This window comes from Emticicia sp. (genome assembly GCF_049241225.1).
Classification (GTDB): Bacteria; Bacteroidota; Bacteroidia; order Cytophagales; family Spirosomataceae; genus Emticicia.
In genome coordinates, this window is record NZ_JBMLRC010000475.1 from 1 (window position 1) to 19,326 (window position 19,326).

19 protein-coding genes are annotated in these 19,326 nt (G+C 35.8%); 12 read left to right on the plus strand and 7 right to left on the minus strand.

Going from position 1 to position 19,326, the window contains the following annotated elements:
- Window positions 1–90: 90 nt before the first annotated feature.
- The 3 genes from ACOVO2_RS24375 to ACOVO2_RS24385 all read left to right on the plus strand — a co-directional run bounded on the left by ACOVO2_RS24375 (window position 91) and on the right by ACOVO2_RS24385 (window position 3,177).
- Window positions 91–2,118: a LysM peptidoglycan-binding domain-containing protein gene (locus tag ACOVO2_RS24375; RefSeq protein WP_421772477.1), complete on the plus strand. Its 2,028-nt coding sequence runs from the start codon at window positions 91–93 to the stop codon at window positions 2,116–2,118.
- 67 nt (window positions 2,119–2,185) lie between these two features.
- Window positions 2,186–2,758: a DUF3109 family protein gene (locus ACOVO2_RS24380; protein WP_421772478.1), complete on the plus strand. Its 573-nt coding sequence runs from the start codon at window positions 2,186–2,188 to the stop codon at window positions 2,756–2,758.
- Between the two features lie 89 nt (window positions 2,759–2,847).
- Complete coding sequence (locus ACOVO2_RS24385; RefSeq protein ID WP_421772607.1) at window positions 2,848–3,177, plus strand: MGMT family protein; 330 nt, start codon at window positions 2,848–2,850, stop codon at window positions 3,175–3,177.
- On the opposite strand, the gene ACOVO2_RS24390 is transcribed toward ACOVO2_RS24385, so the two are convergent.
- Window positions 3,169–3,318 carry a DUF2256 domain-containing protein gene (locus ACOVO2_RS24390; protein ID WP_421772479.1) on the minus strand — a complete coding sequence of 50 codons (150 nt, stop codon included), beginning with the start codon at window positions 3,316–3,318 and terminating at the stop codon, window positions 3,169–3,171. The two genes, ACOVO2_RS24385 and ACOVO2_RS24390, sit on opposite strands and share 9 nt — an antisense overlap.
- 103 nt (window positions 3,319–3,421) lie before the next feature.
- Here ACOVO2_RS24390 and ACOVO2_RS24395 point away from each other — a divergent pair, with 103 nt between their 5' ends.
- Window positions 3,422–3,715, plus strand: coding sequence for a TIGR03643 family protein (locus tag ACOVO2_RS24395; protein WP_188764882.1), 294 nt, complete (start codon window positions 3,422–3,424; stop codon window positions 3,713–3,715).
- Window positions 3,716–3,858: 143 nt separating this feature from the next.
- Window positions 3,859–4,329, plus strand: coding sequence for an Lrp/AsnC family transcriptional regulator (locus tag ACOVO2_RS24400; protein WP_188764881.1), 471 nt, complete (start codon window positions 3,859–3,861; stop codon window positions 4,327–4,329).
- 98 nt (window positions 4,330–4,427) lie between these two features.
- Here the strand turns inward: ACOVO2_RS24400 and ACOVO2_RS24405 are convergent, their stop codons facing one another.
- The 3 genes from ACOVO2_RS24405 to ACOVO2_RS24415 all read right to left on the minus strand — a co-directional run bounded on the left by ACOVO2_RS24405 (window position 4,428) and on the right by ACOVO2_RS24415 (window position 8,700).
- Window positions 4,428–4,946, minus strand: coding sequence for a hypothetical protein (locus ACOVO2_RS24405; RefSeq protein WP_421772480.1), 519 nt, complete (start codon window positions 4,944–4,946; stop codon window positions 4,428–4,430).
- 74 nt (window positions 4,947–5,020) lie between these two features.
- Window positions 5,021–7,441: a metallophosphoesterase gene (locus ACOVO2_RS24410; RefSeq protein WP_421772481.1), complete on the minus strand. Its 2,421-nt coding sequence runs from the start codon at window positions 7,439–7,441 to the stop codon at window positions 5,021–5,023.
- A gap of 14 nt (window positions 7,442–7,455) precedes the next feature.
- Window positions 7,456–8,700, minus strand: coding sequence for a tetratricopeptide repeat protein (locus ACOVO2_RS24415; protein WP_421772482.1), 1,245 nt, complete (start codon window positions 8,698–8,700; stop codon window positions 7,456–7,458).
- A 172-nt stretch (window positions 8,701–8,872) separates the two neighbouring features.
- Here ACOVO2_RS24415 and hpt point away from each other — a divergent pair, with 172 nt between their 5' ends.
- The 6 genes from hpt to ACOVO2_RS24445 all read left to right on the plus strand — a co-directional run bounded on the left by hpt (window position 8,873) and on the right by ACOVO2_RS24445 (window position 14,976).
- Window positions 8,873–9,403 carry a hypoxanthine phosphoribosyltransferase gene (gene hpt / locus ACOVO2_RS24420; RefSeq protein ID WP_421772483.1) on the plus strand — a complete coding sequence of 177 codons (531 nt, stop codon included), beginning with the start codon at window positions 8,873–8,875 and terminating at the stop codon, window positions 9,401–9,403.
- A gap of 127 nt (window positions 9,404–9,530) precedes the next feature.
- On the plus strand, window positions 9,531–9,836 hold the full coding sequence (locus ACOVO2_RS24425; RefSeq protein WP_421772484.1) for a DUF6958 family protein: 306 nt from the start codon (window positions 9,531–9,533) through the stop codon (window positions 9,834–9,836).
- Window positions 9,837–10,084: 248 nt separating this feature from the next.
- Window positions 10,085–12,649, plus strand: coding sequence for a M14 family zinc carboxypeptidase (locus ACOVO2_RS24430; RefSeq protein ID WP_421772485.1), 2,565 nt, complete (start codon window positions 10,085–10,087; stop codon window positions 12,647–12,649).
- A gap of 116 nt (window positions 12,650–12,765) precedes the next feature.
- Window positions 12,766–13,764, plus strand: coding sequence for a glycosyltransferase family 2 protein (locus ACOVO2_RS24435; RefSeq protein WP_421772486.1), 999 nt, complete (start codon window positions 12,766–12,768; stop codon window positions 13,762–13,764).
- Complete coding sequence (locus ACOVO2_RS24440) at window positions 13,761–14,513, plus strand: hypothetical protein (RefSeq protein ID WP_421772487.1); 753 nt, start codon at window positions 13,761–13,763, stop codon at window positions 14,511–14,513. Before ACOVO2_RS24435 ends, ACOVO2_RS24440 begins: the two co-directional genes overlap by 4 nt.
- A 202-nt stretch (window positions 14,514–14,715) precedes the next feature.
- The gene (locus tag ACOVO2_RS24445; RefSeq protein ID WP_421772488.1) at window positions 14,716–14,976 is read left to right on the plus strand and encodes a hypothetical protein; all 261 of its coding nucleotides are present in this window, start codon (window positions 14,716–14,718) and stop codon (window positions 14,974–14,976) included.
- A gap of 64 nt (window positions 14,977–15,040) precedes the next feature.
- On the opposite strand, the gene ACOVO2_RS24450 is transcribed toward ACOVO2_RS24445, so the two are convergent.
- The 3 genes from ACOVO2_RS24450 to ACOVO2_RS24460 all read right to left on the minus strand — a co-directional run bounded on the left by ACOVO2_RS24450 (window position 15,041) and on the right by ACOVO2_RS24460 (window position 17,700).
- Complete coding sequence (locus ACOVO2_RS24450; protein WP_421772489.1) at window positions 15,041–15,604, minus strand: Crp/Fnr family transcriptional regulator; 564 nt, start codon at window positions 15,602–15,604, stop codon at window positions 15,041–15,043.
- A gap of 279 nt (window positions 15,605–15,883) precedes the next feature.
- Entirely contained in the window at window positions 15,884–16,615 is a 732-nt protein-coding gene (locus tag ACOVO2_RS24455) for a LytR/AlgR family response regulator transcription factor (RefSeq protein WP_421772490.1), read from the minus strand.
- The gene (locus ACOVO2_RS24460; RefSeq protein WP_421772491.1) at window positions 16,615–17,700 is read right to left on the minus strand and encodes a sensor histidine kinase; all 1,086 of its coding nucleotides are present in this window, start codon (window positions 17,698–17,700) and stop codon (window positions 16,615–16,617) included. The genes ACOVO2_RS24455 and ACOVO2_RS24460 overlap by 1 nt, the downstream gene beginning before the upstream one ends.
- A gap of 613 nt (window positions 17,701–18,313) precedes the next feature.
- Between ACOVO2_RS24460 and ACOVO2_RS24465 the strand changes: the two genes are divergently transcribed.
- Window positions 18,314–19,294 carry a GSCFA domain-containing protein gene (locus ACOVO2_RS24465; RefSeq protein ID WP_421772492.1) on the plus strand — a complete coding sequence of 327 codons (981 nt, stop codon included), beginning with the start codon at window positions 18,314–18,316 and terminating at the stop codon, window positions 19,292–19,294.
- The last annotated feature ends 32 nt before the right edge of the window (window positions 19,295–19,326 follow it).

Below are 19,326 nucleotides of genomic sequence, written 5' to 3' on the forward strand. Positions count from 1 at the left end.
AGTCCACCAATAACAAGTAACAAGTTCACCAATAACAAGTAACCAAATAACGAGTAACCATTACAATAGAACCCATATTTTCCTAATAAAATGAAAACAAACGTTGCTTTACTACTTTTGCTTATAAGCATTCAAGGAGTATTTGCCCAGCAGGCTATACTTCCTGAAGTTCCTAAAAAACTAGAGTTTGCTAGCATAACCGTAAAACTCGACGTAGATGCCCAAAAACTTGTCCAAAAAGAAGTCAATTCTTTACTTACTCCCGAAAATAAATACTTACTCGATAAACTTGAGCGAATTCAATGGTATTTTCCAATCATTGAAAATATTCTCGAAGAAGAAGAAGTACCCGAAGATTTTAAATACGTAGCCGTGGCCGAAAGTTCGCTCCTACCTGACGCAATTTCTACATCAAATGCCGTTGGTTTTTGGCAAATGAAGCCAGCCACTGCTCAAGAATTAGGCTTACGAGTTGATAAAGAAATTGATGAACGTAAAAACATTTATGCTTCTACAAGAGCAGCAGCTTTGTATATCAAACGTAATAATCTGATTTATAAAAACTGGATTTCCTCACTTTTTTCTTATTCTCTTGGTGCAACTGGCATTAGCAAAATTGTTCCATCACAATGGTCTTATGCCAACGAAGTAAGCTTTGACGCCCAAACTGACCGCTATTTAATAAAAGCGATTGCCCACCGCATAGCTTTTGAATACAGAATCAATCGTTTGAAAGAATCTCGTTTCTCGTTTGTTGAATACAAAAAAACAAAAGGCAAAACATTCAACGACATTGCAGCCATGGCAAATGTAGATGTCAATGAACTAAAAAAATATAATTCTTGGCTTCTAACCGACGCCATTCCCAGCGATAAAGATTATTCAGTGGCGATCTTGGTTCCGGCCGAAAACCTAGAAGATGTACAATCGAAACTTAACCGTCAAAATGAATTGGCAACAAGTGATGCTGCATTCCCGATTTTGAAGAGAGTAACGGTTGTAACAGCGTCGGAGGAAGAACCAATTTTCTATGAAATCAATGGTAAAAAAGGTATTTTGGCAAAACCAGGCGATGATGTGGCTTCGTTGGCAAGAAGTGGCAAAATGAAAATTGCAGATTTCCTTCGCTATAATGATATGACCGACAAAGATTTTGTTGAAGAAGGAAAAATCTATTATTTGAAGAAAAAAGATCGCAAAGGGCCAGTGCCTCATCATGTTGTTTTGACAGGACAAACTATGTGGCAGATTTCGCAGATGTACGGTATCCGTATGAAGAATTTACTTCGCCTCAACCGCATGAATACTGTTCAAAGAATTCAAAAAGGTAGAGTGGTTTATTTGCAGAAAAAACGCCCGAAAGACCAACCAATTGAGTATCTAAATGGCAAAGACAGCGAAGAATTGGAGAAAGTGCCAATGAAAGAGCAATATGATGGAACAGAGGAAAAGGTGTTGGTAAAAGATGCTCGTCAGCCAGAAACTACAGAAAAACCAACAAAACCAACGCCTAAACCTACAATTCCTGAAAGTGTGGTTGTAGAGGAAAGTGGTAAGAAAAATAATCGTCCTTCAAGAGAAGAAGATGATATAATAGTGATTTCGGACAGAGACGATGTAACTCCAGCCGAACCCAAAAAAGCACCTGTGAATCCAACACCTCCAGCTGCGGTAAAGAATACACCAGTGAATCCGACACCAACTACTGTAAAATCGGCACCAGTAAAAACAACTACTACGCCAGCCCCGACAACTACTTCATCGAGTTCGGGCGTACACACAGTTGATGTTGGCCAAACACTTTATAGTATTGCTCGTCAATATAATGTTTCTGTGAAAGAATTAGCTGAATGGAATAACATCACCACCAGCGAACGTGTAAAAGTAGGTCAAACCCTAATTGTTAAACAACCGAAAGGAAATACTCCGGCCGCAGTTGTAGAGCCAAAAACGACAAAACCAGCTGCTACGTCAAGCACCTCGCACGTTGTACAAAAAGGAGAAACACTGTATAGTATTTCGAAACGATATGGTGTAACAACTAAGCAAGTACAAGAGTGGAACGACATGAACGACCAAAATGTAAAACTTGGACAGAAATTGATAATTAAGAAATAGTCCATGGACAATTGTCGATAGTCCATAGAAAAGATTTGTAATTTTTATAAGTATAAGAGAAAATATAATGATTCTAATAGATAATACTTGTATTAGTGATGATGTCGCCGACAAAATGTTTGTCTGTGATTTAGAAAAGTGCAAAGGGGCGTGTTGTGTTGAAGGAGATTTAGGAGCTCCGCTCGAGGAAGCAGAATTATCTATTTTAGAAGAAGTATATGAGCAAGTAAAACCCTATCTCTCGGCAGAAGGAATCAAGGCAATAGAAGAACAAGGAAAATATATCAAAGATTGGGAAGGAGATTACTCAACTACAACAATCGGCGATAGAGAATGTGCCTATGCCATTTATGACGAAAATAAGATTTTGAAATGTGGTATCGAACAGGCTTATCTTGACGGCAAGATTTCTTGGAAAAAGCCAATTTCGTGCCACCTCTACCCTATTCGTATCACCAAATATGAAAGTTATCACGCTCTCAACTACGACCGTTGGTCAATTTGTAGTGATGCTTGTTCGTTGGGTGAAAAACTGGGTGTACCTGTTTATAAATTCTTGAAAGAGCCTCTCATCAGAGCCTATGGCGAAGCATGGTATGCTGAGTTAGAAAAAGAAATTAGCAAAACCCCTAACCCCTAAAGGGGAATTTTTGAATTTTATAACGTCGGCAAAATTTGGCGTCCGTAATGAAACTATTTACCGACGTTTTATTACTCGTATCAATTCTAATGTCTAAAGCGAAAGAAAATAGATTTGATGATATTTTTGATGTTGTTCGGCTTATCCCACACGGTCGAGTGACAAGCTATGGTGCTATTGCCAAATATCTTGGAGGCGGTGGTGCCAGAATGGTTGGCTGGGCGATGAATGCTTCACACGGTGAGCTTGATGTTCCTGCTCATCGGGTTGTTAACCGAAACGGATTACTAACAGGAAAGCATCATTTTGGCGGTAATAGAATGCAAGAATTACTTGAAAGTGAAGGAGTTAAGGTTGAAAAAGACCAAGTTGTCGATTTCAAAAAACTTTTCTGGAATCCATCAGACGAATTACTTTGAGCCACTTTTACTTCTTCGGCAAGCATCGCTGCAATACTTTACTTCATCCCAAACTTTTTCCCACTTTTTTCGCCACGTAAATGGTCGCCCGCAGGTAATACACATTTTTGATGGCAGATTTTCTTTTTTTACACCTTTCATTGATTTATTCTATTTTTCTATATTTTATCTGACAAAACGCTGCATTCATTAAACAATCTGATTTTGGAATTGTTGTTTAAAATGAGAATTAAGATTGTTTTTTATGAATTCAAAAGAAAAATACAAAGCACTACCCGACGAAGATAAAGATAGAATTGTAGAAATGGCTTGGGAAGACCGAACCCCATTCGATGCCATCGAAATACAGTTTGGCTTGAAAGAACAAGAAGTAATAGAATTGATGCGTAGAGAAATGAAGCCATCATCGTGGCGTATGTGGCGTGAACGTGTGCAAGGACGCAGCACGAAACATTTGGCCAAATCTTCAATTGACGATTTTAGACATAAATGCAGTCGTCAACGAAGTATCTCGCACAATAAAGTTTCTAAAAGATAAAACACCCAATTTCTGTTTTCGGTGATTTTCCCAAAATAAGTTTTCTTTTTTGTTAATTTTTCAGAATTTATAATTGTTTTATTCAAAAAAGCAGTAACTTTGTGCCAAATAATATTTTGCACTTCCAAAAACAATTACTCCCAATGAGTATTAACAAACTTGACCAGATAGACCATAGCCTACTGGAAATCCTTCAAAGTAACGGTAAAATTACCAACGCTCAACTTTCAAAAGAAATCGGTTTATCACCTGCACCTACCCTCGAAAGGGTAAAGAAATTAGAAACTTCGGGTATCATCAAAAGTTACCACGCTCAAATAGATAGAGAAAAAGTTGGTCTTGGAGTTATGACATTTGTACAGGTTTCGCTTGCGGGGCATAGAAAAGCAGTAAGTGAGGCTTTTGTCGAAAAAATTTCTAAAGTACCTGAAATCATCGAGTGTCATCACGTAACTGGCTCATGCGATTTTTTACTGAAAGTTATTGCAAAGGATATTAATTCGTACCAAAAACTTATCATGGAAACTATCAATGAGATTGAAGAGGTAGCAAGTACCCAAACGATGGTGATTCTTTCTACTTTCAAAGATACTCAGGTTTTACCTGTACCTTGATAGATATTGATTTGTCCACTGGCAATAGTCGGCAGTCAACTGAAGCTAAAAAAAGCTCTAAAACTAATGGTTTTAGAGCTTTTTTATTGCCGTTTTTATCAAGGTAATTTTTCAATCTTACCAATCTTTTGCCAATTTGGGTCTGGTTGTAAAGTAGTAGCAATATAAACCTCGCTCTTTTTATAGTTAAAAACATTTGCCCCATTCATTTTCATTTGTGCTGAAATTTGACTCGGTGTCAGTTTATACATACTTCCTGTAACTGCATCAATTACAATTCCAATCACTCCTCCTACTAATATATTGCCGAAAAACCACCCATCGACTTTTCGTTGTAAGATTGTTTCATAAGGCATATATCCTTCAAGTGATAGTGTAATTTTGTACTCTTTTTTAGTGCTTGGTTCACCATCCATTCTGCCCATACGTGGTAAACCTAGAACTTTTGGTGTCTGTCCGAAATCTCTATCATCAACTCGTATTATTGCACCTTTGGGTTGGCTACTAATAAAAACATCTTGGCTTTTACCGTGAATAATTGATGCACAGCTCATAGAACTAAGTAGTAAACAAGAGCAAATGAACAGTTTAAATACCTTATTAGTTGTAGAATTCATAATAAATTGTGTTTAAATAATTGTGGTGATATAAAATTGGTAAAACGAATACAGTACTAATATCGAGTAAAAAATCAATTTTTGATAATTTTCTTGCTAAATCTCAAACTTGCTGATTTTATTGTAATTATATAAACTCCTGCGTGCAAATCACTCAACAAAACTTTCTCTGACTGATTAAACGATACATTTTTTTGTAGGACTTGTTTCCCTCTTACATCTTTGATTGTCAGCGTTCCTATGATTGGTTTAGCTGTGTGGTTTTCAATCGTAATTTCATCGGATATTGGATTTGGGAAAATACTTATTTTTTCAGAAGATTCCTCATTGCTCAATGGTGCTAATACACTCACACTATTTTCTGATAAAACCGTGCCTACACCGCACGAATTCATCACTTTTTCTATTGTATAATTGATAGCAGCCGTTGGCTTAACTTTCAAACTTAGTTCTTTGGCTTGCGTGGTTGCTTCGGGTAAGGAAGAGATTTTATAAGTAAAAGGCGGCGTACCATTGAAGCGTAAATTTAAAGTCAGTGTGGTATCAAAAGGCATTACTTTATTACTTATAAAACCTACTAATGCTGGAGTGGCAATTGAGAAGCTTTTACTTGGAACTTCCTCAAAATAATCTACATTGGGTCTTACTCGAAAGCGATAATTTTTCCCTTCTGGCAAGGCATCCGACAAAATAATCTGAAACGGACTTTTATTAGTTTTTCCTAATAGTATAGGTTGCGTGAATGAACCATTAGCATCTGACAATTCGAGTTGGTATTCCCATTTATCAAGTTGAGTATTTTTGACCGAGAATGGCACATTTACACTGTTTTTGACACAAATTTGCACATTTTCAGGAAATTCAGTTGCGATAACTGGCTGAGGCAAAACCGAAATTTGAAAATTATCCTTCAAAAAGCCGAGCGAATCTACCACCGAGATAAGGGTATCTTTTCGAGGAGAAACCTCGATAAAATCTTGATTATTAACGCCATTCGACCATAAATGTGAACCTTTCCACGAAGAGGTCAACCGAATTTTTTCGCCGTATTCTATCGTTTTTTTCTCGGTTTTGTTGACATTCTTAAAAACCGTAAAATTATCTCTAATCACGCCATCGGCAGCAACCCAACGAGCATCCAAACGGTTATCATTAATGGTAAAAAGCAAAGAACCACCAATCGAAATATTAGAATACACCGAACTCGGGTGCGGGTTTGGGTCGCCATTCCAATCCAATCGACCAGCCGAGCCGACTACGCAATAAATTGTTCCTTCATTTTTATTGATAATTGGCTTTGAACCTTCAGTTTTTTCGTACCTCCCATTCACATTCTGAACAGCATGTACGTTTACATTAAATGATGTTGAATGTCCTGTATGCCCTTTCATCAAATACGAACGTTCGTAAGAATGGCTATGCCCATTTAAAACTAAATCTACATTAAATGTATCAAAAATCGGAACAAGTTTCTCTCTTGTAGATACTAAATCAGGTTCGGCATTTGAATCATGCGAACGCTTAGTATAGGGCGGATGGTGAAAAGTAATGATGGTCCAAAGAGATTTTCCTCTATTGGCTTCTAAATCATTGATTAGCCATTGATATTGTTTACTTCTAGGGTCAGAAAGTCGATATTTACCCTCATCTAAGCCATACGAATCGAGTGCGATGATGTGAATATTTCCGTAATTAAATGAGTAATATTCCTTTGTATTTGATGCTAAACCACCCATTTCACCTTTGGTTGGCACACTGATTACATTGAAATAATTAATCTTTTTATCGACTTGGGCAGTGGGTGTTTCTAAGTATTCGTGATTGCCTGGCACTGGAAAAAAAGCAGTATTTCCGAGAACATTACCTCCATAAAAATCAAAAATTTGGCGTTGATATTCAATATCCGTTCCGCAACAATAAGCGTTATCGCCCAACCAAAGCCATAAATCAGTATAGTTTGATTTATTCTTGAGGTATTGTTCCTTTACTGCTGTTTGATTGTTTATATACTTTTCGGTAGAATTATCGCCAAAATCGCCCATTGCCCAAATATTTATTGGGCGTACATCTGTTTGAGAAGGTGCGGTAATGAAATAATGATCTTTTCCTGAAACCAAAATTTTAGATTCAGTGCCAACTGTGTACCGATATTTAGTATTTGCTTGAAGGCCCCTAAGTTGAACAATGTGCTCGGTAGTGGCTAGATTTTTTAACTCAACTTTCGGATTATTAATTATACTCACATTTGCAGAGTCTACTACATAAGTTACAAAACTTAGGGTTGGTATGTCAGTTCGCCAGCGAATAATAACACCATTTTCACTTAACTGTTGTAGATATGGCCCACGTGTTATAGTCTGTGCAACAGCAGTACCCAACCATTCTTTTTCGAATGGGAAGGACAAGAAGGAAAGAATTACTAGAGTAAACTTAAGTTTGTTTTTGAGCATATTTTTAGGAAAATTCCCCAAAAATACGCCCAAAAGTGCTTTCATTGTTCAGAAAACTATTATTTCTTTTTCCTTTCGGCTTTGATTAGCTTTTTAGTTTCATCAATTAGTTTACTGGCTTCTTTGTACGTATCTAGCTTTTTATCGCCATTGCTTGTTACGATATTAAAATATTGAAGTGCTTTTACGTAGTCTTTTTCGGCACTTGCAATTTTACCCAGTGTAAGATTAGCTCCGAGAAAATACCCAGAATCTTTGGAGTTATTTTGCAAGGCAAAATCAATCGTTTTTTGATAATACTCCTTCGCTTTGGGTAAATCTCGCTTATAATTATAGTTGATATAACCCAAAATATAAGCTGCATAACGCCCTGCGGTACTTTCATACCCATATTTCGCAACATTCACATTGGCCAATAATTCTTCGGCCAATTTTTCTGCTTCATCAGATTTACCCAACATAAAGGCTGTTCGTGCCGCATAACGATGAAAAAACGAATTATCAGGATACATGGCGTGCATCTGTGCTGCTTCGTAATAGGCTTTTTGGTGCTGATTTTCCATCGAATAAATTTGCATCAAAAAATATTTTGCTTCCATTCGGGTATAAAAAGCATTCGATGCCACATACTCTAACTGCTTGATTCCCTGTGCTTTAACTCCTTTATGAAAGAAAACTAACATCGGTTTAAGTGAGGGATAATTTTCGGGAATCCATTTTGAATAATAATTATAAAGCCCGTCGCCAATGGCCAGTTCTGGGTTAAAATCACCAAAACCACGACATTTATCCAAATATTTCATGGCTTGTTTGCCTGCCCAAGCTGCTTTTACCCAATTCCCACGCTCAGAATGTAATCGACCTTTGAAAGCATAAGCGGCGGCTTGAAAGAAAGCAGCTTCTTTATCGCCATCATCATCATCGAGCATATCATCGGCTAAATCAATGGCTCGGTCCATGTTAGCAAAAAACGAATCATCGTGCGATTCATCTTTGGTATCTGGTACTATTTTCCACCATTCATTTAGACCCAGCAAGAAAAAACCAATCGGATGCTCGGGGTATTTAACAGTCAACCATCTAAAGTCGCGTTCGGCAGCATCATATTTAAAGTTATACATATTATTGATAGCCTGCGTAGCTTCAATCTGAATTGCCCGATTGGCCAATAATACCTCGTGTTGTTTCTTTTTTGTACTGCCTCCAAACCACGAAAACTGAGCTTGAGCCATTTGGCTCATCATCAACAAAACTAATATACTTCTAAAACTTATTTTTACTGACATCTGATTCAAGGTTTTCATAAAATAGCTTTTATGCAACATTAACGGCTTTTTGTTTTCTAAATTATATAAACTTAAAATTTTCTTAAAATTATTTATCTAATTTCCATCGAAGCTTTCGCTTTGGGCGAAGCCTTCCTTAAAAATTCAAATCATTTTCTTAAATTGCAACACCAATAAAATTACCACCAAAATGAGACAAATCAGAGATAAATCTTTCGTTCCATTCATCGAACATAATCCTCTACAGAATCGTATAAAAGCACTTGCTCAAGAAATAAACAAAGATTACGCAGGAAAAAATCCATTATTGATAGGAGTTTTGAATGGCTCATTTATGTTTATTGCCGATTTGTTTAAATCTATTGACATTGAATGCGAGGTAACTTTTATCAGAGTTTCGTCGTACCAAAGTACAGAATCTACTGGAAAAGTAAAGCAAGTATTAGGTTTGAAAGAAGATATTCAGAATCGTCACATTGTAATTGTAGAAGATATTGTTGATACAGGCATGACGATGCAGGAAATTTTGGGTCAATTGGCTGCCAAACAACCTGCTTCAATAAAAATCATGACCATGCTTTTCAAACCAGAAGCGTTGAAAGTTCCACTAAAACTCGATTATGTGGGTTTTGAGATTGAGAATAAGTTTGTAGTGGGTTACGGACTTGATTATGATGGTTTTGGTCGGAATTTAGATGCTATTTATGTTTTAAAGGAATAAATACACTGTAATTTTAGTTAGCAAAGTTTATGTGCGGCCGACGCTCAGTCGCTGTCATTCCGAAGGAATCTGTTAGAAACAAATGAAGTCTGATAAAATAAGTTGAATTTCGATAGATTTACAATATATGAAAGGAGAACAAATTCAAACACTTCATCCGCAAGCAGGAAAATCGAATAAACGTATTTCTTTAGAAAAATATCTTATCGTGAAAGGAAATATTCTTTCAATTTTGAGTGAAGCTCAACTCACACATACTGAGCTGATGGAGCGTTTGTACGAAAATATTAAAGACACTTTTAAAGGAGGCATCCAATGGTATGGAGAAACCGTAAAACTGGATTTGGAGGCAAGAGGTGTAATCGAACGAACTGGCTCAAAACCAGAAAAATATAGATTATTGAAGGATAAGTACAAAGAACTATTTAATTGATAGTATTTTACCACAGAGGTACACAAAGTACAACACGGAGTTACACAATGAATAAATAAAAAAACTCTGTGAAACTCTGTGATTTTTAAACTCTGGGCAACTCCGTGGCGACCGACGCTCGGTATTATCAATTTAATTTTTACCATCACTTATTCATGAATAAACACTAAACTTCTATTAAAGCCCAATAAAATCTTAGGCTTTTTTTCTTAACTTTAAGTCATCTCAAACTAAACCCTAAAATCACCGTGAAGAAACTTCTAACGTTTGTTTACTGCCTCGGCATTTCTGCCATTTGTTTTGCCCAAAACGACTATTTTTTTCCTAAAAAACAGCTCAATTCAGCTATTCCAACTCCAGAACAGTTCTTGGGATATGGCATTGGTTCGCACCACACTCGCCACGACAAATTGGTTGAGTATATGCGTGAACTCGACCGAGTATCTGACCGAGTAACAGTTCAGAAAATTGGCGAAACCAACGAACATCGTGAGCAAATCATCGTGACGATTTCTACGCCCGATAACATCAAGCGATTAGAGGAAATCAGAAAAGAACATCTGACAATTACTGACCCAAGCAAACAAATGCCAGATACCAAGAAAGCACCTGCCATTATTTGGTTGGGCTATAATGTACACGGCAATGAGCCTTCGGGTGGAGAAGCCTCAATTCTGACAGCCTATTATTTAACTGCTACCGAAGACCCAGAGGCTCTCGGATGGCTGAAAGATGCCGTGATTTTGATGGAGCCCGTGATAAATCCAGATGGACGTGACCGACATACGCACTGGGCGAATATGCACAAAGGCGACCCGATGGTAGCTGATGCCAACGACCGTGAACACAACGAAGTTTGGCCAGGTGGACGCACGAACCATTATTGGTTTGATTTAAACCGTGATTGGTATTTGGCCGTGAATGTTGAAAGTAGAAATCGTTTGGCATTTTATCACCAATGGTTGCCAAATGTCGTGACGGATTTTCATGAAATGGGAACAAATGCTTCACACTTTTTTGAACCAACCAAAGAAAATGCCGAAAATCCGCTCGTTCCGAAAACTGTTTATAAAGATTTAAATGGCAAATTTGCTAAATATTTTGAGCAAGCCTTAAACGAAATTGGTTCGTTATACTATACAAAAGAATCGTTTGATAATTTCTACCCAGGTTATGGCTCAAGCTACCCAGACATGGAAGGTGGATTAGGGCTTTTGTTTGAACAAGCAAGCTCACGCGGACACGTACAGGAAAGCCAAAATGGAGATTTAACTTTTGGTTTTACGGTCAGAAATCAACTTGTCAATGCCTTAGCAACCATTAGGGCTTCGCTGGTAGAAAGAGAAACTCTTTTAAAACATCAACGTTCATTTTTTACAGAAATCATAGCTCAGGGGCAAAAATTTCCCACTAAAGCCTATATTATTGGCGATGCAAACGACCAAAGTCGTAATCGAGCTTTTTGGGATTTATTGCTACAACACAACATCGAATTCTATCATTTAACAGCTGATGTTACCGAAAATGGCTCCACATTCAAGAAAGGTAAAGCAGTCGTGATTCCATCGGCACAGCCACAGTTTTTAATGGTTCGTTCGATATTTGACCGACCAACAACATTTGCCGATAGCTTATTTTACGATGCATCGGCATGGAATTTAGCACTGGCTTATGGCCTTCCTCATGCCGAATTGAAAGGAGCTTTCCAAAAAGGAGAACGTATCACAAAAACTGATTTAAAGCCAACCCCTGCCCCATTCACCAAAAGTGACTATGCTTATCTGATTGAGTGGACAGATTATTACGCTCCCAAGGCATTGAATCAACTACTTAATAATCAGATACTTACCAAAACTTCTTTCAAAAAATTTGGTATCGGTGGCAAAGAATATGGATATGGAACCTTACTGGTTTCTGTGCAAAAACAAAAAATTACTTCAGAAGAATTATACCAGAAACTAAAACAAATTTCGCAAAATACGGGCGTCACGATTGAACCCGTTTCAACAGGCTTTAGTACATCTGGCATTGATTTAGGAAGCAATAGTTTTCAGACCGTCAAGAAACCCCAAGCAATGATGCTCGTTGGTGGAGGTGTGGCGGCCCCGGAAGCTGGCGAAGTTTGGCATTTGTTAGATACCAAAATCGGAATGCCAATCACGAAGGTAGAAGTCTATAACTTTGCTCGCTTGAATATCAACCGCTATAACGTTATAGTTTTAGTAGGTGGAAATTATGCGGCATTAGATAAGGCAGCGGCTCAAAAAATAAAAAATTGGGTGGCAAACGGTGGCACACTAATCACCCTTAAGGGAGGCACTGAATGGGCAATCAAACAAGAAATTGCAAAAGAAAAACTGCGTGAAGCCAAACCAGACAGCAGCCGTAATAAGACTCGAATCAACTACGAAGACTTTCAAGCATCAGAAGGAGCAAAACAAACTGGTGGAGCAATTTTTGAAGCCGATTTAGATATTACGAGTCCCATTGGGTTTGGTTTTACAAGTAAAAAACTGGCTATTTATCGAAATAATAATACGATTTTGGAGCGTAGCACAGGAGCAGCAAATTCGGTTTTGGTTTATACTCAAAATCCAAGAATTACGGGTTATGTACATCAAGAATCTTTGAAGCGTATAGCCAACTCGGCTGCCATCAATATTAGTTACGAAGGAAACGGTAGAGCAATTTTATTTTCTGACAACCCAAATTTCAGAGGTACTTGGTTTGGCACAAACAAACTTTTCTTAAACGCCCTTTTCTTTGGCAGTAATATCAATTCTGGAGGACAATTTGGAGCGGAAGAAGAGTGATCGATTGAAACAAAGTAAAAGTCCGAATCAAGTTATCTTTGTTCGGATTTTACTTTTAGAAATTGTCATAAAAATGTCATAATATCTGTATAAAATATCTATAAACTTAAATAATATTGAAAATTTCATTTTGCACGACGGTTATGAATCGCTTGCATCATCTGAAGGAAACACTTCCGATGAATTTAGCCGATACCTCAGCCATCGAAAACATCGAGTTTGTCATTTTAGATTATAATTCTACCGATGGTTTAGAAGAATGGATGCAGCAAAATTTCGATAATTTTTGCGGTAAGGTTGTTTATTTCAGAACTACTCAACCAACTTTCTATAACCGCAGCCATTCTCGAAATATGGCTTTCAGATTAGCCACCGGCGATATTATTTGTAATTTAGATGCCGATAATTATGCAGGAAATGGCTTCGCCGAATATTTAATGGATGCCTTTCAGCAGCAAAACTCCATATTTATTGCTCCCGAAAACAACACTTTGAGCGATACTTTCGGAAAAATTTCTCTAACAAAAATTGACTTTCTACAAATTAGAGGTTACGATGAAGCAATCAAAGGCTATGGTTTCGAAGACAATGATCTAAAAAATCGTCTAATAAATTTAGGCCGTAATGAAACCACATTTAACAAATCTGAATTTTTAAAGGCCATCACACATAGTGAAGTAGAACGAATACAGAACGAATACATCTATAATAATCTTAGGGCAATTTATGTCGAAAAAATAAATTTTTGGAAATCAAAATTGATAATTCTGTATAAAAACAATACTTATGAAGCCGCTCAAATTATTGATAACATGTTTAATAATCTTGAGTCAACAACTGGGCCAATACAGCCGATAGAGTTTCTAAATCGATATTACATTCTCGAAAATTCTATTGAAAAAGGTACTTTTAATAGTGAAGTAATAAAAAAGGCAAATCTAATGACACACCAAGAAACAATTATATCGACAATCAATTTCTACACACAATTGAGCAATAAACTTCGGTTTATAGAGAATTTTAACCTTAAACGAACCATTGTAAACAATGACTCCTTTGGAAAAGGTACAGTTTTTAAAAATTTCGAAAAAAAACACCCTATCGTTTTGGTATGAAAAATCTCTTTAAAGACACTAATATTGAGGGTTTTATGGTATTTTCACATAAAAAAAATTGGAAAACTTTACTTTCTTTTATAGCAAAAACCCTTGAGCACAATCACTTTTTTTTCTTTTTTGATTCCGAACGAGGCTATCACCTAAAAATATTCGTCAGTGAGATTCAAAAAAATCAACTAAATACAATTACCTCCTACTTAAAATCTCTACCATTATCTGATGCTTCGCTATATGAAGATCCTTTATTTGTAAATGTTCCCGAAAACTCATTACACACGCTCAAATATATTCCCTATACACACAACCTTACTTTTCCCGAAAATATAACTAGCCAAGAATATTTTATTCATTTAAAAAATCTAAGTGCTGTTGTGATTGGGGCCTTACAATACAACGATTTTTTTGTTGAAGAAAAAAACAGAATAAACTTTGCTATTCAACTAGTTTTTCTGGCATTAGTCAAAGCCGATAAAACCCTCTTAATGCAGGAGCTTGCAAAAGCATCTGTCAACTTTACAGATAATATTTCTAGTAACTCTCCGTTATTTAATTTTTATAAGGAAATTCAACTCATTGAAACTGAAGAAAACATTGAAGAATGGGTAATCAATTGGCTTATAAATGGAGCGGAATTCTTAAATAAGACTAACCTACATACACTAATAGGAAGTATTTGTATGCTACTTGAAATCAGAGGTTTTACCGATCAATTATATTACACTACAAAGGCGGTATTAAATTACTAATTTTAGATAAATTCTAGCAAAAATCATACCACTTAATAACTTTTTTTCTTTTTTTGATATATATCAAAAAAGACTACGCCAGTGCCTATTTGGGGTTTACAATTACTAAAAAATTATACTTTTGTAAAGTAATTATTTAGGCAAAAATCTATTGAGTGAACCAATGTCTAAATGTTCGTGAACCTTATAAAATATTAACACAATGAAATCATTAGACAATTTTTCATCGTTTGAGATCACAAACGCAGAGGAAGTACAAGGTGGTACTTTCGGTCTTTTCTCATTATTAAGTGCACCTAAGACAATCACTTGTCAGCCCGCACCGAAACCTGCACCATGTTACACTCCTCCGCCAACATCTTGCAACACTGGAGGTTACGCACCTGTATGTGCTCCAAAACCAACAACAAGCATTCCAAAATTTTCGTTTTCATTTAACTGGTCATTTGGAGGTTGTAGATAATCTTTATCAAAACACATATCCCTAAAACAAAAAATAGCCTTGGTTTTCAGGGCTATTTTACTTTCTAAATCTTACTCCTCATTCTACTCAGAGTTTCTTTACTCATACCTAAAAAGGTGGCTAAATGGCTGAGTGGAACTCGCTGCAATATCTTTGGTGTCTTTTCCATGAAGAGCTCGTAACGCTCCAAGGCACTTTTTGTTCTTATTGAGTTGAGTAAATTTATCTCATTTATTAGTAAAGACTCATAGATCTTTCTTACAAAAACATTAAATTCGACGTATTTATCTAATAGTCCTTGAATACTTTTATATGAAATAAAATAACATACTGTTTCCTCAAGCGTTTGAATATATTCTTCGGAAGATGTCTGAGATAAATAGCTGTATGCACTACATATAATATTTGTATCAATTCCAAAGGAGGTTGTAATCTCTTTCCCCCCTTCTTCAAGATAGGTTCGACAACAGCCTTTTTCAATGATATAAATGCCTTTGCAAATTTCACCCTTTTTCAACAAGAATTCGTTTTTAGCAAATTCTAAAATCTTTAATTTCGCCAAAATATCGGCCTGGATATTCGGACTCAGTGATTTGTATTCGTCTATTATATTGAAGGAGTAGTTCATAATATGCTGTGAAAGATAGTATATAAATACTAAAAAAATCAAGTCTTATAAACTAAAACTTAAATTATGGGTACTAAATGGCAAATATTATACCACTTACAACAATTATGATTCCTAATTTATTATTACACTGTTGAAATTTGATTAGGCTGATATTCACTATGAGGCAAAGAGAATGCTGCCGAAATATAATACGTTTTAAGACCTTTCTATGGAATGATTTAAGAGATATGTCTACAGAGTTTTACTAAATTACATCTTAATTAATTCATTCACTCATTAAATAGATTGAATTCGATATTTTTGCTCGAAAATTTCTGCAAATTTTTTCCCAATTGGAATCTCTTTTTTTCCTATAAGCAATTTAGTTTTCTGAAAAGCAGTTATCTTATCAAGAGCAACAATGTAAGAGTGATGTACCCTACAAAATTGCGGTTTTGCAAGTTTCGACTCCATCATTTTTAAGTTCTGACGTGTTAAAATTGGCTTTAGTTGGTTTCTTAAAAAGATTTTGACATAATCTTTTAATCCTTCAACATACTCAACGTCATCAAATAAAATTTTGATCTGTTTATACTCCGAAAAAACAAAAAAAGACCCATTTTCTGGTGTGGTTTGAAGCGTTACCGGTGCTCTGTCTTTCTTTCTGAGCCTAAGTAGTTCTTCGGCTTTATTACATGCTTTAAGCAATCGGTCGAAAGGTATAGGTTTTAGTAGGTAATCAATCACATCCAAATCGTATCCTTCAAGGGCATATTGTTGATAGGCTGTAGTAAAAATTACCATCGGAGGTGAGGGAAGACTTCTTAAAAACTGAGTACCCGTAATGATTGGCATCTGAATATCTAAAAATATCAAATCTACTTTACCTTGCTTGATCAACTCCCAAGCATCAAGCGGATTAGAAAACGTTGCGACCATATTCAAAAAACTTATTTTTTGAATATCATCGGCCATTATCTCTAAAGCAAATGGCTCATCATCAATAGCAATACAGTTTATCTTCGACATCACGTAGTTTTGATTTTTAAATCTACTCTAAATTTACCTTCGGCATTTCTGATATGTAATTCATGCAAATCAGGATAATGCAAGGCCAATCTCCGCTCTACATTTAAAATCCCAATACCTGAGTTTTCATCAGCAAGAAGCATATTTGAGCCATGAATCATATTTTCAGCATAAAACCAAATTTCATTTTTTGTCACACGAATACCTGTTAAAATATCACTTTTTTCTTGGTTGTGCAATCCATATTTAAAAGCATTCTCTACAAATGGAATAAACAAGAGTGGCTCAATCATTATCTGAGAAGTATCACCTTCACAAATAAAATCGACCGAATTCTTCTCTGTAAGTCTCATTTTTTGAAGGTCGATGTAATTTCTCAAATGCTCAATTTCGTGGTCTAATGAGACCTTATCATTCCCGGACTGATAAATCATATACCTCAATAACTGCGAAAGTTTCACAACTGCATCTTCGGTCATTTCTGATTTTTGGCGTGCCAACCAACGAATATTATTGAGTGTATTAAATAAAAAATGAGGACTCACTTGTAGTTTCAAAACTGCTAATTCGGCGGCGGTTTTTTCTAATAACATTTGTTGATTTTCTTCTTTACTCCTAGTACGTTCGTACACAAGAGCCAACATCGAACTAGCAATCACAGATAATAAATAAGAAAAAAATATTCCAAAATATCTCGGATTAAAAAGCCTTGAAGGTGGCTGAATGGGTTTTCCATTATTAAACCTCATGCTCGTTTTCGGAAAAAAAAAATGTTTGAAATGAGGCTTGAATAAAAATTCATAAGCAACCGAATTTATGACTAAAACAAGGCAGAGGCCTAAAGTAAAAAAGCCCAAAAAGTACCAACTCTTTTTTGCATTTAGATAATTGGGCGTTATTACATGCAGATTAATATAAAACACCATTATCAACAAAACCGTACTAAATAATTGTTGATATATAAAAACTTTATAATTGGGCGATGAAAAGATATTATTGAATGGAAGAGCCATTAATGGAATAATACTGAAGATTATCCATCCAGTAATGTGCAACAAAACCGAGTATCGTTTGAGATTATTCATTAAAAATTCTACTTTACCATTGATCAAAACTATGACAAACAAGCTAGATATTTTAAAAAAAAGAAAAAAAATAACTTTGTGTAGAGTAAGGCTGCATTTGTGTAGAGTTGTTTGTATTTTATTCTTGCATTCGCACCCTTAAATAATTCTTTTACAAAATCAAATTTTGTTGTCAACAACTACTTTTTTTGATACACTATCATAGCTTTTTTATTTCATTGACTCTCGAAAAAAAGTCTTTATTTCAATTTTCAAATCCAATTATTGAGCAAATATAAATGAGTACTTAAAAGTAGGTAGTGCTTCACAAACTTAGAGTAAAGACAATTAACCAGATACCGAAGAATATCCACTTTAAATAATTCGTTAATTGGTTTTAGGCTGAAATATTAGTATGGCTTTAACCTAAAATCAATTAGTATTCAATTCAGTTACCACTAGTTTGCAATACTCTTTATGTTATAACATTCTTAGGTAGTTCACATAATTAAGTTGTAAATAACATTTTTTTGCGAAATATCTTGGAAGTATAAAATGTTAGATTTACTTTCGCAAACTATTGATAATCAATCAATTAATAGTTCCTATAAACTAACCCCTAAAAAGAAGCAAAATGGAATTTCGTACTGAAATTGAAGTGGCTCCAGCTCGCTTCAAAATCAGCACTGACTCTAAGATTATGACCGTTGGTTCGTGTTTTTCCGAGGTCATAGGAGGTCAGCTAACTGATAACAAATTACAATGTCTCTGTAATCCTTATGGGACTGTATTTAACCCCTCTTCAATTTTTAAATTGATAAGCCATAGTTTGCAAAATCAGCCCGTTTTTAAGCACTTAATGCTCGAAAATAACGGTATTTGGCAACATTATGATTTCCACTCGAAATTTTATGCCCATTCAAAGGAAGAACTCGAACGAGAACTTAACCTTACACACAGAAAAGTAAACCAGTTTTTGCGTAAAGCTAATTTTTTGGTCATTACGCTTGGTTCGTCGATTGTTTATCAACTCAAAGAAAACAGTCAAATTGTATCTAATTGCCACAAAACTCCTGCAACTAACTTCAAAAAAGAAATGCTAAACGTCAAGGAAATCATCCTGCGTTTCCGTTCGATGTACGAAGCACTCAAGATGCAAAATAATAAAATAAAGATTTTACTGACGGTAAGCCCCGTACGCCACACCCGTGAGACTTTACAGCTTAACTCGGTCAGTAAAAGTATTTTACGCACAGCCTGCTATCATCTCGAACAAGATTTCAACGATGTGCATTACTTCCCAAGTTACGAAATCATGATGGACGACCTACGAGACTATCGTTTCTACAAAGCCGACATGATTCACCCTAACGAACAAGCCGAACAATACATTTTTGAGAAATTTGCCAATACTTATTTCACCGAAGACCTCAATGGTTTTCTGAAAGAATGGAATAAAGTAAAGATGTCGCTCAATCACCGCCCGATTCAGACCGATACTCCAGCACATCAGAAGTTTTTAACCGATTTACTTGAAAAGTTGGATGTTCTGAGCAAAAAAATTGATGTATCAAACGAAATCGCAATCGTACGTTCGCAACTCATTGCAGCGTAAAACATATAAATTCATTGCAAAAATCAGTGTGA

Excerpts from the sequence above, each read along its gene's own strand:
- hpt (WP_421772483.1), top strand. The coding sequence starts at position 8,873 with ATGAGACAAATCAGAGATAAATCTTTCGTTCCATTCATCGAACATAAT.
- ACOVO2_RS24440 (WP_421772487.1), top strand. The coding sequence starts at position 13,761 with ATGAAAAATCTCTTTAAAGACACTAATATTGAGGGTTTTATGGTATTT.
- ACOVO2_RS24400 (WP_188764881.1), top strand. The coding sequence starts at position 3,859 with ATGAGTATTAACAAACTTGACCAGATAGACCATAGCCTACTGGAAATC.
- ACOVO2_RS24465 (WP_421772492.1), top strand. The coding sequence starts at position 18,314 with ATGGAATTTCGTACTGAAATTGAAGTGGCTCCAGCTCGCTTCAAAATC.
- ACOVO2_RS24390 (WP_421772479.1), bottom strand. The coding sequence starts at position 3,318 with ATGAAAGGTGTAAAAAAAGAAAATCTGCCATCAAAAATGTGTATTACC.
- ACOVO2_RS24410 (WP_421772481.1), bottom strand. The coding sequence starts at position 7,441 with ATGAAAGCACTTTTGGGCGTATTTTTGGGGAATTTTCCTAAAAATATG.
- ACOVO2_RS24445 (WP_421772488.1), top strand. The coding sequence starts at position 14,716 with ATGAAATCATTAGACAATTTTTCATCGTTTGAGATCACAAACGCAGAG.
- ACOVO2_RS24395 (WP_188764882.1), top strand. The coding sequence starts at position 3,422 with ATGAATTCAAAAGAAAAATACAAAGCACTACCCGACGAAGATAAAGAT.
- ACOVO2_RS24450 (WP_421772489.1), bottom strand. The coding sequence starts at position 15,604 with ATGAACTACTCCTTCAATATAATAGACGAATACAAATCACTGAGTCCG.
- ACOVO2_RS24375 (WP_421772477.1), top strand. The coding sequence starts at position 91 with ATGAAAACAAACGTTGCTTTACTACTTTTGCTTATAAGCATTCAAGGA.
- ACOVO2_RS24385 (WP_421772607.1), top strand. The coding sequence starts at position 2,848 with ATGTCTAAAGCGAAAGAAAATAGATTTGATGATATTTTTGATGTTGTT.
- ACOVO2_RS24380 (WP_421772478.1), top strand. The coding sequence starts at position 2,186 with ATGATTCTAATAGATAATACTTGTATTAGTGATGATGTCGCCGACAAA.
- ACOVO2_RS24455 (WP_421772490.1), bottom strand. The coding sequence starts at position 16,615 with ATGTCGAAGATAAACTGTATTGCTATTGATGATGAGCCATTTGCTTTA.
- ACOVO2_RS24460 (WP_421772491.1), bottom strand. The coding sequence starts at position 17,700 with ATGAATAATCTCAAACGATACTCGGTTTTGTTGCACATTACTGGATGG.
- ACOVO2_RS24425 (WP_421772484.1), top strand. The coding sequence starts at position 9,531 with ATGAAAGGAGAACAAATTCAAACACTTCATCCGCAAGCAGGAAAATCG.
- ACOVO2_RS24405 (WP_421772480.1), bottom strand. The coding sequence starts at position 4,946 with ATGAATTCTACAACTAATAAGGTATTTAAACTGTTCATTTGCTCTTGT.
- ACOVO2_RS24415 (WP_421772482.1), bottom strand. The coding sequence starts at position 8,700 with ATGAAAACCTTGAATCAGATGTCAGTAAAAATAAGTTTTAGAAGTATA.